This is a genomic window from Oceaniferula marina, from assembly GCF_013391475.1.
GTDB lineage: Bacteria > Verrucomicrobiota > Verrucomicrobiia > Verrucomicrobiales > Akkermansiaceae > Oceaniferula > Oceaniferula marina.
The window spans coordinates 407,084-422,689 of the sequence record NZ_JACBAZ010000001.1 but is presented as its reverse complement, the minus strand read 5'-3'; the positions used below and the strand labels follow the sequence as shown (position 1 = coordinate 422,689).

The window sequence follows — 15,606 nt, the reverse complement described above, 5'->3', positions numbered from 1 at the left end:
TGCTTTAGGTAGGGCATTGGGTGTAGACTGGAATGCAACTCAAACCATTCGCGATGTGAAAGAGCTGGTCTTTGGCCAAGGTATTCGATCTAACGCTCACAATCGGAACTTAAAATATACCATGCGCTTCTTCTATTCTCTTTTGCTTGTTTTGTTGTTGGGGTGCCCGCTGCTCTTCGCTGGAAAAACTCCCAACCTTATATTCATTCTGATCGATGATGCGGGTTATGATGACTTTGGCTTTACTGGTTGTCAGGATTGGGAGACTCCTCAAATTGATCGTATTGCCACTCAGGGAGTGCGCTTCGACCATGCCTATGTGACGGCTTCAATTTGTGCTCCTTCCAGAGCGGGACTCATTAGCGGTCGGTATCAGCAGTCGTTTGGGTTTGAAGAAAATCTGACAGGAGGGTTAACGGAGCCGATCGCTCCGGAGCAATTTGGTCTACCGCGTAATGTGCCTACGCTAGGGAGTTTGTTGCAAAAAAAAGGGTATGTTACTTCGGTGTTTGGTAAATGGCATCTTGGTGAGCATGATCATTTTCATCCGAATAATCGAGGGTTTGATCACTTTGTTGGTTTTCTCGGAGGGCATCGTAGCTTCTGGCCATTGGAAAAACCGAACCAAGCATTCAATTTGATGAACAACAGGGAAGTTGTAAAGACTCCTGAATATCTCACAGATCACCTTGGGAAAGAGGCCGCACGTTTTGTCAGAAACAACAAAGAGAAGCCGTTTTTTATTTATCTGGCATATAACGCCGTTCACTCACCCCTCCACGCCAGAGACGAAGATCTGAAAGCCCTGTCTTCGATAGAAGATAAAAAACGACGGGTCTTAGGCGCTATGACGATTGCTTTGGACCGTTCCATTGGCTATGTGCTGGATGAAATCAAACAGCAAGGACTGGAAGAAAACACTTTGATTGTGTTTAGCAATGACAACGGTGGGGCTACCTACCTCAAAACAAACAATGGGGGGTTCCGTGGGCGAAAGGGTTCTCTATGGGAAGGTGGAATCAGAGTGCCTTATTCCCTGCATTGGAAAGGTAAAGTCAAACCCTCCGTTTCGAATGTCCCTGTGAATACTTTGGATATTAGCTATACCTTTTGTAAACAAGCTGGATATTCCGAGGATGAACTCCAAGCATTGAAGTTCTCAGGCAGGGATTTGTTGAACATAGATGAAGCGAAAGGTGATACGGTTCCCTTGTTCTGGCGGCGAGGCAATACATCGGCCGTTCGTTATGGTGACTGGAAGTTGATTTGCTTCAATAATCAGCCGAAGTTTTTGTTCAATCTCAAGTCAGACCAGACCGAACAGTTGAACCTGCTGAAGCAACACCCGGAAAAAGCAACTGAACTTGAACCCTTGCTTCGGACCTGGGACGCGTCATTGCCTGAGCCATTGTGGACGAAAAAATATTCCAAGCGCAATGACCAGTTTATGATGCGCTATTGGGATCAAAAGTAATCGGCGGCGTCCCGATAGTTCATATGCAACCGAGTGGAAACGATGGTATGCACTCGAGTAGCGTGGGGCATACATGACCTATGCCAAAGAATATGAAAATTGTATTCCTCATAACCAGTATAGTGAAGATATGAAGTTGTTGATTGCTCTTAGCTCGATACTATTCGCATTGCAGGTCATGGCGGCGGACAAGCCTAACGTGATTTTAATCATGGCTGATGATTTGGGCTATGCTGATTTATCTTGTTATGGTTCCCAATTGATTGAGACCCCGGTATTGGACAAGTTGGCAACCGGCGGGGTGAGGTGCACTGATTTCCATTCGAATGGTGCGGTTTGTTCTCCCACGCGGGCCGCTTTGATCACAGGAAGATATCAACAACGGAGTGGTGTTACGGGTGTGATCACAGCAAAGAGCCATCGACATGCCGGCCTTGCCACCAATGAGTGGACGGTGGCTGAAGCTATGAAGTCGTTGGGTTATCGCACAGCCATGTTTGGTAAGTGGCATTTGGGTTATCAAGCCAAGTTTAACCCGGTGAAACAAGGCTTCGATGAATTTAGAGGCTTCGTCTCCGGCAATGTGGATTACCACCGTCATATTGATCAAGAAGGGTATGCTGACTGGTGGGTGCAGGATGAACTCAAAGACGAACCCGGATATATCACCGACCTCATTTCACAACATGGGGTCGACTTCATTAAACGAAATAAAGACCGTCCGTTTTTCCTTATGCTGACACATGGAGCTCCGCATTATCCCTTGCAGGGGAGAAAGACTCCGGGACACCGTGTTGTTGGGAAACCCCATGGCAAACAACCTCGACAGGTATTGGAAAATCCCCAAGCCATATATAAAGAAATGGTGGAGGTGATGGACGAGGGCATTGGCAAACTGGTAACCGAGCTTGAGCGTCTGCAAATTAGGAAGAACACATTGATCGTCTTCTGCTCCGATAACGGCCCAGCGCGTTCGGGGTCTGCCGGGGTGTTAAAAGGTAAAAAGGGAAGCATATGGGAAGGTGGCCATCGCGTCTGCGGAATCTTCAATTGGCCGGAACACCTGGAACAGGGGCAAACTTGCCACCAAACCATGATGACGATGGACTTGTTTCCCACGTTCGTTTCTCTCGCTGGAGGGAAGGTTGAAGATAAACGTGAACTCGACGGTGTTGATATTCTTCCCGCTCTGCAGGGTAAGCCGTTGGCTCCTCGAACCTTGTTCTGGAGCACGGGGCGAGGGGTTGCCGTTCGGCAGGGGGATTTCAAGCTGGTGTTAGACAAGAAAAAAGTTTTGCTCTACAACCTCAAACAAGATGTGGGTGAGCAATCCGATCTATCAAAAACGAAGCCAGAACAAACTCAAAAACTATTGTCCCTGCTGAAGGATTGGAAGCGTGACGTTGCTCAAGATTCAAGCTCCAAGATGAAACCAAAGTAATGGGAATGCCTGTATCGATTTTATGAATGCTTCTCATTTCTTTTATTTGTCCGCATTGGGGGGCATCTTGAGCTCGACTCCCATCTCAAAGGCTGAGACGAGTCGTTGTGATTGTGAAGCGGTGCATCAAGTAAGCCCTACGTGGAGTGCGTATCAGAAGGCCAAACAATCCGGCAAACCAACCCCGCTGATTGATTATTCCTATGTGGGATACCGACGAGGGGAGGTCCCTATCCCGGACGTCAAAGGGCGCACCTTTGATGTGACCCAGTATGGTGCCACCCCCAATGATGGGAAATCGGATAAGATCGCTATTCAGAAAGCCATTGATGCCGCGAGCAAGGCAGGAGGGGGGATTATTTATTTTCCGCGTGGTCGCTTTCTTATCAATGAACCAGGCGACGATCAGAACGCAATTATCAGGGTTCAGTCGAGTCGTATCATACTGCGTGGTTCCGGATCGGGAGCAGGCGGCACTGAGTTGTTTATGCGGCACGCTCTCGAAGCCAAGGATCCTGATAAAATGTGGACCACTCCCTACATGATCCAAGTGTCGGCTCCATGGAGAAAATCAAAGCAGCTCGGGAAGTTGGTTCAGCCCTCACCAGTAGACAGCTTGAAGATCCAGATGGATACTCCGGATCGACTTCAAGCTGGTGATTGGGTTGGAATTCGACGCAGGGACAACTCTAAATCGGCGATAGCGAGTGCTTTGGCCCCCTACAAACCCAGGGCCGAATGGAAAAAGATCATGGAAGGGGGTGTTCAAATCCGTGAATACCACCAAGTCAAGTCAGTGCAGCAATCACAAGTGACCTTGAGAGCCCCATTACACTACGCTGTTAACCCTGATGAGGGGTGGACCGTGGAACAGTGGTCTCCCATTGTGGGCGTGGGTATCGAGGATATTGCGTTTGTCGGAAATTGGCATGAAAAATTTGTCCATCATCAATCGGCCTTGCATGATGGTGGCTGGAGCTTGCTGTCATTTTCTCATGTGGCCAATGGCTGGGTCCGAAGGTGCAGATTCACGGATAGCAATAATGCCTTATCATTGAATAACAGCGCGCATATCACAGTGTCCGAGATCCTGCTGGACGGCAACAAGGGGCACGCTGCTGTTGCCTTTCGTAATAGTTCCCACTGCTTAGGAGCGTTGATCGATGACCGGGCAAGCCAGCATCACGCCTGTGGTGTCGGGGGAATGAGTTCAGGCAATGTTTTTTGGCGGATTCGATATCCGTCGGACACCAGTTTCGAAGCGCATGCCTCACAACCCCGTCACACCTTGTTTGATCGTGTGACCGGAGGTTTTATAGATGGCCGTTGGGGTGGTGCCGTTCAAAGCCAGCCAAACCATCTGGAGGGGGCTGTTTTTTGGAATTACCACAATACCAGCCAAGATAAAAAAGCCCCCTATGAGTTTGTCAAAACCAACAAAAAATACGGGCAGATCATCATGCCTCACGTCATTGGTTTCCACGGTGGCTTGGTGAATTTTGTGCCCGAACAAACATCAACTCTGGAATCATTGGGAAAACCCGTCAGCCCTGAATCGCTTTACGAAGCGCAATTGCAACTGCGCTTGCGAAATACCCCCAAGTGGCTCAAGGCCCTGAAGAAGAAAGAATAAAGCAAAAGGGGACGTCAGACTTCAACCTCAGGCAGAAGATCAAGCAGCTCCCGGTAGCGGGCTTGGTCGAAATCCCTCTGCTCAATAAACATACGGTTCGACTCCTCGGCCAGACAATAAGCGATCATTTCCTTGGCGTCGTCTGGACTAGTCTTTTCTTTTTCCACCAAACGAGAAAAGGTGGATTTGACGTATGGTGTTTGATCCGATTCAAGTTGTTGTTCAACTGCTGGCAGGAGCGAATTGATCAATGATTCATCGTTATTCATGGCCTGAATACTGGTGCTGAGATCAAAGAGAGTCAAGTGCTCCCTTGCCATTCAGCTTGCTGACTGAATCATCATCTTAAACTCAAACCATTCTGCCAATTTAACTGGGAGAATGGTTTGAGCATACAGCTTGGTGGCGAACTCGATTATTCGAGACCGAGCTCACATGCCTGGGTCCAGGGACGATAGGCCTCGGGGACAGGTGCCAGAAAAGCCAGGCGCTCAGATGTCCGTGGGTGATCGAGCGATAACTTCCAGGCATGCAGCATCAACCTTCCTGGTTGGCATACCTGCCTTGCTGGTTTTGCGTAGATGGGGTCTCCCAGGATAGGCGTGCCCAAGTGGCCCATATGCACTCGGATCTGGTGGGTTCGGCCGGTGTGGAGGTCACAGAGAACGAGGCAGGTATTGTCCGGTGCCTGGTAAAGCACCTTGTAATCGGTGATGGCCGTTTTGCCTGAGCCTGGGTTGCATACCGCCATTTTCATGCGGTTGACCGGATGCCTGCCTATATGGGTGAAGATGTGGCCCTCCGGCTGGGTGGGTGGGCTTTGTACTACGGTGAGGTATTGTTTTTCTGTGTTGCGTTCTGCGAATTGACCGACCAAGGACTGGTGTGCTTTGTCGTTTTTAGCACAAACAATGCAGCCGGAGGTGTCCTTGTCGAGCCGGTGAACGATACCGGGGCGTTCCACGCCGCCGATGCCTGCTAATTGGCCATGGCAATGATGGAGCAGAGCATTGACGAGTGTTCCGTCTGCATTGCCTGCGGCAGGATGAACGACCATTCCGTGAGCTTTATTGATGACAATGATATCGTCATCCTCATAGAGAACATCGAGTGGGATTTCCTGTGCTTGAGCCTCTGCGGGTTCGGGTTCGGGCACCTCCACCACAATCAGATCCCCATCACTGACCGATTGCTTAGCTTTGCTTTTGCTTCCATTGAGTAGAATATCCCCTGATTTTAAGAGGGATTGAATTCTCGACCGGGAAAGCTCGGGCAGTTTCGACGCCAGAAATTGGTCGATTCGCTGTGGTTCTCTACAATCAACCTGGATCTTCACGCACCCAGACTGGATGAGCCGTCCGATGAAGTCAACCGTCACGATGGCGGGATCTTTTGTAAATTATAGTTTCGTATTTGCTATTTGGCAGTAAAATCATGGGCATGAGCCAGTTCAGCTTGATTCAGAAGCGCGCCATCATCTCGGTGGCCGCCGCATTTGCTGTGCACGGACTGGTCTTTGGTTCATGGATATTGCTGATTCTTTGGGATCTGCCTATTTTTGCCTATCAAGAGACTCCATATGAGGAGCGCCCTGAGCCCGAAGTAACGGTGGTGTTAAAACCCTTTGTTGAACCCGAACCCGTCGAATTGCCGGAGCCGGAACCTTTGCCTCAGCCAAAGCAGTTGCCGCCGCTACCTGAAATACCCAAAATCCCGAAACCCGAAATTGCCGAGGAGCAGCCACCCCAGCAGGAGAAGGCTTTACCCGAGCAGAAACGCAAGTATGCGAGAACCTCGGAAGATCAGGCAGGAACCCCGGACCAACCCACTGACTTGATCGGTGATCGCGACACGTTGGCAGCTTCGGATTTGGCTCCCACACTGGGGGCCGACCCCAATACGCCATCTCAGGATGGTGAGAACCCATTATTTCCAGGGCAAGTTGAGACCGTGACACGTGAATACGAAGACGGATCGGTGGGCATGGACAAAACCGGAGAGGAAACCGAAACTCCACAGGAGGAAACCGCCTCACGAAAGGACACTCCGGATGTTGATATTGCTCCTAAAGTCGAAACCCCGGAACCCGAGCAAGAAGACTCAGCCCGGCCAAAAAACAAGCATCTCGATAAAGGAGAGATGTTGCCGAATACGGATGCTGGAGAAGGCAAGGGGCTTGTTCAGGATCGACCGAAAGCCGATGAATCACCGAAAGAACGCCCCAATGAGGGAGAAAACAAGGAGAGTCAGGGTGAAGAAATTGACCAGAAACCTAAAAAAGACGGATTCAGCGGGCACTCACGGAAAAATCGAGTAACCGGGTCAATCAATCGACGAGGCAAAAGCTCCCTCAATGTCAAGAACACGGCTCTCGGCCGCTACCAGGCTCAGGTGAGCAAGGCCGTGGAGCTTCAGTGGAGGCGCAACTGTGAGCAGCACCGAGACCACATCGTTCCGGGAGTGATTTCATTGAGGTTCTACGTCGATGAAAAGGGGAAGGTTTCAGGGGTTAAGTTTCAAGAGGTGATTGCTGCCAATTTCATTGAACGTGGCTTTACCCAGCGTGCGATCAGACAGGCAAAGCTTCCCAAGATGCCAAGTGCCGTGGTCAAGGAGTTGGACGGTGAACCGCTCGAGTTGATCTACAACTTCTATTTCTAGCCTTCACGGGGAGGAATAACTGGATCATATCACTCCGCCAATCAGACGAAACGGTGGATGATCGGATCAGGTGTACAAAAACGCCCTAGGTGATCCATGAGTCCCGGATCGATTGCCCCGAATCACATCAAAAACGGGCCATCCGTTGATTCGGAGGGCCCGTTGATGTAAATGGGATGAGATTGGCGTTTTGATGAACGCTCGTTGATTAGGCAAGAGCCTCGCGCGTCACAGCCATGGCGTAATCGCGGTTGAGACGTGCGATGTTTTCAGCGCTGATCTCTTTAGGACAGACCGCTTCACATTCGTAAAGGTTGGTGCAGTTACCAAATCCTTCAGCGTCCATCTGACGCACCATGCCGAGCACGCGTCTATCCTTCTCAGGAGACCCTTGTGGCAGCAAATTGAGGTGTGCAGCTTTCGCAGAAACAAACAGCATAGCACTTGCATTCTTACAGGCTGCCACGCAGGCACCGCAACCGATACATGCCGCGGCATCCATGGAGGCATCCGCTTTGGTTTTAGCAATAGGCAGGTTGTTGGCATCCTGGGCCGAACCGGTGCGCACGTCGATGTAGCCACCGGCTGCGATGATGCGGTCAAAAGCAGACCGATCAACCATCAGGTCACGCAGCAATGGGAAGGCCTTGGCGCGCCATGGCTCGATCCAAATGGTATCACCGGATTTAAACTTCCGCATGTGAAGCTGGCAAACGGTGATGCCTCGCTCCTTGGAGTGGGGGATGCCATTGACTGTAAGTGAGCATTGCCCGCAAATACCTTCACGGCAATCGTGGTCGAAGTGAATGGGTTCGCCGCCGTCGTTGAGAATACGTTCATTGACGATGTCGAGCATTTCCAGAAAGGATGCCTCGATCGGGATATCCTTGGCATCGTAGGTCTCGATGTGCCCTTCTTCGTTTGCGTTTTTCTGACGCCAGACTTTGAGAGTGAGATTCAGTTTGGACATTGTTAGTAAATCGTTAAAGGTTCAAATGTATGATGGTGTCAGTGGCTTAGGCGTAGCTTCGGATGGCAAGTTGAATGCTTTCGAAACTGAGTTCCTCCTTATGAAGGTCGGGTTTGGCTCCAACCCCCTTGAATTCCCAGGCTGCGACGTAGGCAAATTGGTCGTCACGGCGCATGGCTTCACCAGGTTGGGTGGTTCCGGCTTGCACCTCTGGGGAGTCGTTGGTGAATTGGTATTCGAGGCGGAAGTGACCACCACAGGATTCATCGCGTTCCAGCGCATCGTAGCACATGACCTCGGCGAACTCGAGGAAGTCGGCGACGCGGGCTGCTTTCTCCAGTTCGGCATTGATACCGGAGGCTTCGCCGGGGACTCGAACATTTTTCCAGAACTCATCACGGATCTGAGGAATGCGCTCGAGCGCCTTTTCAAGGCTTTCTTTCGTGCGGGCCATACCGCAGTTATCCCACATCAGGAGACCCAGTTCCTTGTGGAAAGAGTCAACGGTGCGGTTACCCTTGACATTGATCAGGGCGTCCATGCGATCTTGCACATCTTTTTCCACCTGTTTGAACTCATCCATTTCGGTGGTGATGCTGCCTGGTTTTTCTCCGGCAAGATAAACGGCGATGGTGGAGGGGATAACAAAGTATCCATCAGCCAATCCTTGCATCAGAGCGGAAGCTCCGAGTCGGTTGGCTCCGTGGTCCGAGAAGTTGGCTTCACCGAGGCAGTGCAGTCCGGGAACGGTAGTCTGCAGGTTGTAGTCAACCCAGAGTCCTCCCATGGTGTAGTGCACAGCAGGGTAGATTTGCATCGGTGTTTTGTATGGATTGTCACCGGTGATCTTTTCATACATCTGGAAGAGGTTTCCGTAGCGGGCCCGGATGACATCCTCACCAAGGCGAGCAATTGCATCCTTGAAGTCGAGATACACACCGAGTCCGGTTGGTGCGACACCGCGGCCGTCGTCGCAGGCTTCCTTGGCTGCTCGGGATGAAACATCACGTGGGGCAAGGTTACCAAAGGATGGGTATTTCCGTTCGAGATAATAGTCGCGGTCGTCCTCAGCAATATCCTCGGGCGTTTTCTTGCCTGTGCGGATGGCTTCGGCATCTTCCTTGGATTTGGGAACCCAGATGCGGCCGTCATTTCGCAGGGACTCTGACATCAGAGTCAGCTTGGATTGGTAGTCACCGCTGACTGGAATACAGGTCGGGTGAATCTGGGTGTAGCATGGGTTGGCGAAATAAGCACCCCGCTTGTGGGCCCGGAAGGCGGCGGTGACGTTGCACCCCATGGCATTGGTGGAGAGGAAAAAGACGTTTCCGTATCCCCCGGTTGCAAGAATTACGGCATCACCAGCATGGGAGCTGACTTCACCCGTGACCATGTCGCGCACGACAATCCCTTTGGCATGTCCGTTGACCTTGACGACATCCATCATCTCGGTGCGGGTGAACATTTCCACACCTCCTTTGGCAACTTCTTTTTCCAGCGCTTGGTAGCAGCCGATCAGGAGTTGCTGACCCGTCTGGCCACGAGCGTAGAATGTCCGTGAAACCTGAGCTCCACCGAATGAACGGTTGTCGAGAAGACCGCCGTATTCGCGGGCGAAGGGGACACCCTGGGCGGTGCACTGGTCGATGATCTCATTGGAAACCTCGGCCAATCGGTAAACGTTGGCTTCGCGTGCCCGGAAGTCACCACCTTTGACCGTGTCGTAGAACAAACGATAAACGGAGTCGCCGTCGTTCTGGTAATTTTTAGCGGCATTGATACCTCCTTGAGCCGCGATTGAGTGTGCGCGGCGCGGGCTATCCTGGTAGCAGAAGCACTTAACCTTGTATCCCATTTCGGAAAGGGAGGCTGCGGCAGCTCCACCGGCGAGGCCGGAACCGACGACGATAACGGTGTATTTCCGCTTGTTCGCCGGGTTGATGAGCTTGGAGTCCATTTTGTGTTTGGTCCATTTCTGCTCGATCGGGCCTTCTGGAATTTTGCTATCTAGTGACATGGTGTTTAAAAGGGTAATGGTTGAGGAAAGAGTGATTTAGGAATCTTCAGTTGCTTGTCGGAATTACTTGCAATCAGGGCATGAACTGCAGCCGGACTTCTTCTTGATCGAAGGAGCAAGCTCGATTTCTCTGGCGTATTCGGTCAGGTTTCTACCTTCGAGTAATTCAGGCAGTTCGCAGTATCCTTTCTTCTGCAGGGTATCGACCAATTCAGTGGTGGTGTTCATTTCTTTTTTTCCGAACCCAAACAGGCAGGCCACTGGGATGGAGGAAAAACCAACGAAGAGGACGATGGCGTAGCCTTTCGAGAGTAATGAAATCAATCCTTCAGTCTTGCGGGAACGCAAGCCGAGGGTTTGGAAAATCGATGCAACCCCGTGGCTGAGGTGGGAGCAAAGCAGCCCCATGGCGAGCACATAGAAAATCACCACGATCGGGTTCTGGAATCCTTTCACTGTCATGGCCCAGTTTTGACCGAATTCAGCGAGCACTTTCAGGTCTCCAGTGACGCGGACGGTGTAATGGAGGATGTGGAAGACAAAAAAGACGAGAATCGTCAGACCGCTGTAGATCATAATCCGTGAGGATTTGGATGCAACCATGGTATCATCTGCCTGGTAGCGTGATGGTCGGGCGGCACGGTTGGCTTTCACCAGTTGAACCGTGGCGACAATGTGCAGTCCAAGCGCGGCAAGCATAGTGAGGCGGAACAGCCAGATTCCCCAGCCGTGCAACATGGTGTGAAGAAAATGGGCGTAGTGGTTGAAGGCTTCGGAACCTTGGTAAATTAACATGTTGCCTACAAGGTGTCCCGCGAGGAACAACACAAGGAAGGCGCCTGTGAGGGCGACAACAAGTTTTTTACCGATGGAGGATTGCCAAAATTGACAGAGGGCGCGGCAGGGAAGACAAGTGGATGAGCTCATAAAAAATATAGCGTTGGCTGGCCGATTATTAGTTGTTGGAGTGTCGACTGGCAAGGTCTGAATTCCATAATATGAATTTATGCGTAAGCTATGGCATAGAATGCTCAGCGCCGTGCTGAGCTAGAGCAAATCCTGGATCCCCTTCTATAAAAAAGGAGCCGCCCGATGAAATCGGGCGGCTCCTTTTGGGGGAAAGGGATAGGGGGAAGCCTACTTAGCTGGGAAGGTAAACAACTCGTCTTTTGAGAAAAAGCGCTTCAACTCAACCTGTGCGGCTTCCGGTCCGTCGGAGGCGTGGCACACGTTAACCATCATGTCCTGCCCGTAGTTTCCTCGGATGGTTCCTGCGGGGGCTTCCAAGGAGTTGGTTGGTCCCATCAGTTCCCGTGCACGACGAATGGCGTTCTCACCTTCGAAAGCAATGGCGATGACGGGGGTGCTGGTCATGAATTTGACGATATTAGGGAAAAACGGCTGGTCAGCAATATGGGAGTAGTGTTCAGCCAACAGCTCTTCTGAAAGTTGCATCATTTTAATACCGTGAATGCTGAAGCCAATCTCTTGAAAACGAGAGAGGACCAGGCCGACGATATTTTTCTCAATGGCATCAGGCTTGAGTAGAATCAGAGTGGTTTCCTTGGACATGCGGGTGGCTGTAGACCTGCATCTGGGCATTTGCAATACTGAATCCGGCAAATGACGCAGTTTTTTTCAGATCATATGCTAAGTCTTTATCCTTTCGCGAAGCTAATCCATGCGCTAATAGGCAAAACGCCCGATCTGGGCTTGATCCAGATCGGGCGTTGTAATGTGAGACGGGTGTATTGTGGATTACTTAGTCAGTAAGCTCTGAATGAGCTCTTCCAATTTGACGATATCCGCTGAAAAGCTCCGAATCCCTTCGGCCGTTTTCTCCGTAGCCATGGCGTCTTCGTTAAACATGAAGCGAAAGGCTTTTTCGTCGAGGGTGATTTTTCCCAAGTCTGACACTGCTGCCGATTCAGGTGTCAACTTGGCCTTGAGCTCGCCTTCTGTATCTTGAAGCGTTTGAAGTAATCTGGGGCTGATGGTGAGGAGGTCGCAGCCTGCCAAGCCTGTAATCTGAGACGTATTGCGGAAAGAGGCTCCCATCACTTCTGTTTGATAGCCGAATTTTTTATAGTAGTTGTAGATTTTCTGCACGGATTGCACTCCCGGATCATCGCCGCCTTGGTAGTCGATCCCTGTTTTGTTTTTATACCAGTCGTAAATACGGCCAACAAATGGTGAAATGAGCTGAACGCCGGCTTCGGCACATGCGACAGCCTGGGCAAAAGAGAAAAGAAGGGTGAGGTTACAGTGAATGCCATCTTTTTCGAGTTCTTCAGCAGCTCGGATACCCTCCCAGGTAGCTGCAATTTTAATGAGGATCCGCTCTCGGCTGACGCCTTCTTTTTCATATAGGTCAATCAACTGTCTCGCTTTTTCGACGGTTCCTTCTGTATCAAAAGAGAGTCTGGCATCGACCTCGGTTGAAACCCGACCTGGCACAATCTTGAGAATTTCCACCCCAAAGAGGATGAGGATCCGGTCGATAACGCTTTCAACCAGAGCACTGCCCTTCAGTTCCGATGATTGATGTTCGGAAATGGCTTGTTCTACGAGGGGACGATATTCCGGTTTGGATGCCGCTTGAAGGATAAGTGATGGGTTGGTGGTCGCATCCTGTGGCTGGTATTCCTCCATGCTGGCGAAATCACCGGTGTCGGCAACGACGGTGGTGAACTGCTTAAGTTGGTCGAGATGATTAGCGGTGCTCATGACAGAGGCATTCATATCGCCTGCCTCTATTCATGCAAGGAGGATGTGTCGACTGGAGATAAATTTTACGAAGCTTTTGGCTCGCCACAGCATGAAAAATCCTCGATCAAATGAACGGGCGAGGCCCTGTGATTAATTGCACGAATTCATTGGGTTGTGGGAATCATCGCTTCATGCCTGACACAAACTAGACGCTATGCCCTATGGTCAATAGTAACAAGCAGGTGCATTTTTGGACCCGCTTCATCCTCCAGATGAACTGGTATTTTTTTTAAACCATAAAAAACACCTTGTCGGATTTGATAGATTGCTGCAATATTCTTCATACACCTATGAAATACACACTAAAAAAGCGATGTTTGTGTATGTTATCGCTCGCGGCCTTGATCCTACCCGGTCAGGCCCTTGAAGAGCGGACATTCCGAAGCGCTAGCAAAGACAAGTCATTCAGCGGTCTGCTGACCGGCTATGACAGTAAGAGTAAAGTTGTCACAGTGAGGCTCGCCTCAGGCAATGAGAAGCGATTCAATATCGACCTGCTGTCTGATGATGACCAGAAATACGTGCTCGACAACCAGGACACCTTGGCAGTGAGCAAAGACGTCAGCGTCTCATTCAAGGAGATTAAGGAAAAGTCGATTCGCAGCAAGGAAGGTTTGGTTCGGACTTCAGCCGTTCCTACCTACTTTGACATCACGGTTTACAATAGGAGCAAAACACCGGTTGAGGAATTGGAGTTGCGTTATCATTACTATTATTGCGTGGGCACTCTCAAACCGGGAGGTCCCAAGCATACGCCGCAGGTAGCCAAAGGTGTTCTTGTGTTTGATAAAATTTACGGTCAGGACACCAGCACCTTACAAACGGCCAAGATTGATATTGTCCGAGCCAGTAAAAAAGGAACAGCCCCACCAGTCCCAAGTGGCGGCGGCGGTGGATGATGTAGCATCGATGACGGGGATTTGGACCTCCCCGGCCTTTTTGACGGTCGTCAAAAAGATATCTATTATGTCCAGAACGGTTTCTCTGAAGGTGGTCGCCGGATCGATCACGTTATTGGCATTGCGGTAGAGGTTGTCCTTGATGACAAGGTGATCAAAACCGTTGCCAACACGCCTAGCGTGTTAAAGATTCACAAAGAAAAGAAAATCACCCGCGTTGCCTCATCCGACTAATCGGTCAGACAACGATCACACTCATAAAAAAATTGCCATTCCCAGCTCGGGAGTGGCAATTTTTTGTTGGCTTTTTGATTCGCCAAAAGGAAGTGGGAGACGAGCCCGCCCCACTTAAGCAGCATCGGCTCGTTTTTTACGCATTATGGGCGCGCGTTTACCTTCGACGACGCCACGGTTAATGGTGACTGAGGCGATGTTGTTCCGGCTGGGGACTTCATACATCACATCGAGCATGATTTTCTCAAAAATAGACCGCAGTGCGCGAGCTCCGGTTCCTCGTTTCAGGGCTTCTTCTGCGAGTGCGTGCAATCCGTCTTTGGTGACTTTGAGTTTCACTCCGCTCATGGCGAGCAGTTTTGTATACTGCTTGATCAAGGCGTTCTTTGGTTGGGTAAGAATCTCGATAAGCTCATCTGTCGTCAACTGGCGAAGCGATGAAATAATTGGCAAGCGGCCGATGAATTCCGGGATCAGGCCAAAGTGCAGCAGGTCCTCAGGCTCTGCTTTTTCGAGCAAACGCTCAGCGTCGTTGACTTGATCTGCGGATTCTCCTTCCTCATGGAATCCGAGAACGTGTTTCCCGAGTCGACGGCTGATGATGTCGTCTATCCCGACAAAGGCACCACCGCAGACGAAAAGAATCTTCTCGGTGTTGACCTGGATATATTCCTGCTGCGGGTGTTTGCGTCCACCTTGTGGCGGGACGTTACAGACGGTTCCTTCGAGGATTTTCAACAGCGCTTGCTGAACGCCTTCACCCGAGACATCGCGGGTAATGGAAACATTCTGGGTGGTTCGACCGATTTTATCGATTTCATCAACGTAGATAATACCTCGCTCAGCTCTTTCGACATCAAAGTCAGCTGTTTGAAGTAGGCGCAGGATGATGTTTTCTACGTCATCGCCTACATAACCAGCCTCCGTGAGGGTGGTGGCGTCTACGATGGTAAAGGGAACATCGAGCACCTTTGCCAGAGTGCGGGCCAGCAGAGTTTTGCCTGATCCGGTTGGCCCAAGCATCAGAATATTGGATTTTTCGATGTCGACCTCTGAGAATTCGGGAGCGGTGTCGATTTGCCCTTGTCCGAGTCGCATGTAATGATTGTAGACAGCGACGGAAAGGACTTTTTTGGCTGTTTCCTGACCGATGACATGATCGTCGAGCTTGGCGGAGATCTCGGCGGGGGTCAGGATGGTATTTTGGTCAATACTAGCCTCAGGAAAGGAGCTTTTGGCTTGGCTGAGTTCTTTTTCCATGATCGAAGAACAAACTTCGATGCATTCGTTACAGATATAAACAGCGGGGCCGGCAATTAGCTTTTTCACTTCTGAGTGACTTTTGCCACAGAAGGAGCACATGGTGAGATTGGTTGAACGTGCCATGATGAGTTTGATGAAGAATAGATTGGGCGAGGTGTAGGGAGATCGATGTTGAAATGTGTGCGGCGGGGAAATGACTTTTGAACATCCAGAAATGGACTTTGCCAAAAAACGGGGTGTCAGAC

At 50.5% G+C, this 15,606-nt stretch carries 14 protein-coding genes; 6 read left to right on the top strand and 8 right to left on the bottom strand.

Annotated elements, in window-relative coordinates:
- Positions 1–121: 121 nt before the first annotated feature.
- The 3 genes from HW115_RS01665 (at position 122) to HW115_RS01655 (ending at position 4,548) form a co-directional block, all read left to right on the top strand.
- Positions 122–1,474, top strand: coding sequence for a sulfatase-like hydrolase/transferase (locus HW115_RS01665; protein ID WP_178930837.1), 1,353 nt, complete (start codon positions 122–124; stop codon positions 1,472–1,474).
- Positions 1,475–1,604: 130 nt separating this feature from the next.
- The gene (locus HW115_RS01660) at positions 1,605–2,915 is read left to right on the top strand and encodes a sulfatase-like hydrolase/transferase (protein ID WP_178930836.1); all 1,311 of its coding nucleotides are present in this window, start codon (positions 1,605–1,607) and stop codon (positions 2,913–2,915) included.
- Between the two features lie 22 nt (positions 2,916–2,937).
- Entirely contained in the window at positions 2,938–4,548 is a 1,611-nt protein-coding gene (locus HW115_RS01655; RefSeq protein WP_178930835.1) for a DUF4955 domain-containing protein, read from the top strand.
- 14 nt (positions 4,549–4,562) lie between these two features.
- Here the strand turns inward: HW115_RS01655 and HW115_RS01650 are convergent, their stop codons facing one another.
- Together HW115_RS01650 and HW115_RS01645 are read right to left on the bottom strand one after the other, a co-directional pair.
- On the bottom strand, positions 4,563–4,817 hold the full coding sequence (locus HW115_RS01650; RefSeq protein WP_178930834.1) for a hypothetical protein: 255 nt from the start codon (positions 4,815–4,817) through the stop codon (positions 4,563–4,565).
- Between the two features lie 146 nt (positions 4,818–4,963).
- Positions 4,964–5,884, bottom strand: coding sequence for an RluA family pseudouridine synthase (locus tag HW115_RS01645; protein ID WP_178931425.1), 921 nt, complete (start codon positions 5,882–5,884; stop codon positions 4,964–4,966).
- 104 nt (positions 5,885–5,988) lie between these two features.
- Between HW115_RS01645 and HW115_RS01640 the strand changes: the two genes are divergently transcribed.
- Complete coding sequence (locus tag HW115_RS01640; protein WP_178930833.1) at positions 5,989–7,209, top strand: hypothetical protein; 1,221 nt, start codon at positions 5,989–5,991, stop codon at positions 7,207–7,209.
- Positions 7,210–7,417: 208 nt separating this feature from the next.
- Here HW115_RS01640 and HW115_RS01635 read toward each other — a convergent pair whose 3' ends face one another.
- The 5 genes from HW115_RS01635 to tal form a co-directional block, all read right to left on the bottom strand.
- On the bottom strand, positions 7,418–8,179 hold the full coding sequence (locus tag HW115_RS01635; protein ID WP_178930832.1) for a succinate dehydrogenase/fumarate reductase iron-sulfur subunit: 762 nt from the start codon (positions 8,177–8,179) through the stop codon (positions 7,418–7,420).
- A 46-nt stretch (positions 8,180–8,225) separates the two neighbouring features.
- On the bottom strand, positions 8,226–10,196 hold the full coding sequence (locus HW115_RS01630) for a fumarate reductase/succinate dehydrogenase flavoprotein subunit (protein WP_178930831.1): 1,971 nt from the start codon (positions 10,194–10,196) through the stop codon (positions 8,226–8,228).
- Positions 10,197–10,259: 63 nt separating this feature from the next.
- Complete coding sequence (locus tag HW115_RS01625) at positions 10,260–11,123, bottom strand: succinate dehydrogenase cytochrome b subunit (protein ID WP_178930830.1); 864 nt, start codon at positions 11,121–11,123, stop codon at positions 10,260–10,262.
- A 210-nt stretch (positions 11,124–11,333) separates the two neighbouring features.
- Positions 11,334–11,768, bottom strand: a complete 435-nt coding sequence (ndk, locus tag HW115_RS01620; protein ID WP_178930829.1) for a nucleoside-diphosphate kinase — start codon at positions 11,766–11,768, stop codon at positions 11,334–11,336.
- Positions 11,769–11,954: 186 nt separating this feature from the next.
- A complete protein-coding gene (tal, locus tag HW115_RS01615) occupies positions 11,955–12,923 on the bottom strand; it encodes a transaldolase (RefSeq protein WP_178930828.1) in 969 nt (322 codons plus the stop codon).
- 332 nt (positions 12,924–13,255) lie between these two features.
- Between tal and HW115_RS01610 the strand changes: the two genes are divergently transcribed.
- On the top strand, positions 13,256–13,864 hold the full coding sequence (locus tag HW115_RS01610) for a hypothetical protein (RefSeq protein ID WP_178930827.1): 609 nt from the start codon (positions 13,256–13,258) through the stop codon (positions 13,862–13,864).
- 21 nt (positions 13,865–13,885) lie between these two features.
- The gene (locus tag HW115_RS01605) at positions 13,886–14,098 is read left to right on the top strand and encodes a hypothetical protein (RefSeq protein WP_178930826.1); all 213 of its coding nucleotides are present in this window, start codon (positions 13,886–13,888) and stop codon (positions 14,096–14,098) included.
- A gap of 114 nt (positions 14,099–14,212) precedes the next feature.
- On the opposite strand, the gene clpX is transcribed toward HW115_RS01605, so the two are convergent.
- The gene (gene clpX, locus HW115_RS01600; RefSeq protein WP_178930825.1) at positions 14,213–15,484 is read right to left on the bottom strand and encodes an ATP-dependent Clp protease ATP-binding subunit ClpX; all 1,272 of its coding nucleotides are present in this window, start codon (positions 15,482–15,484) and stop codon (positions 14,213–14,215) included.
- Positions 15,485–15,606 lie beyond the last annotated feature (122 nt).